We start from the raw sequence: 312 nt of genomic DNA on the forward strand, positions 1-312 counted from the left end.
ATTAGGCTTTTTAAGTAAGACTAACACAAATGCAAAGGGTTGGGAGTAAGGATTCATCTAGTGGCGAACGGGTGAGTAACGCGTGAGGAACCTGCCTCAAAGAGGGGGACAACAGTTGGAAACGACTGCTAATACCGCATAAGCCCACGGATCCGCATGGATCTGAGGGAAAAGGAGCAATCCGCTTTGAGATGGCCTCGCGTCCGATTAGCTGGTTGGTGAGGTAACGGCCCACCAAGGCGACGATCGGTAGCCGGACTGAGAGGTTGAACGGCCACATTGGGACTGAGACACGGCCCAGACTCCTACGGG

The 312-nt window shown here is 53.8% G+C and carries 1 rRNA gene; it reads left to right on the forward strand.

The window, feature by feature from the left end:
- Positions 1-65: 65 nt before the first annotated feature.
- Positions 66-312, forward strand: a 16S ribosomal RNA gene (locus tag JCM17207_RS00540); the annotation flags it as partial.

This window comes from Faecalibacterium gallinarum, assembly GCF_022180365.1.
Lineage (GTDB): Bacteria > Bacillota > Clostridia > Oscillospirales > Ruminococcaceae > Faecalibacterium > Faecalibacterium gallinarum.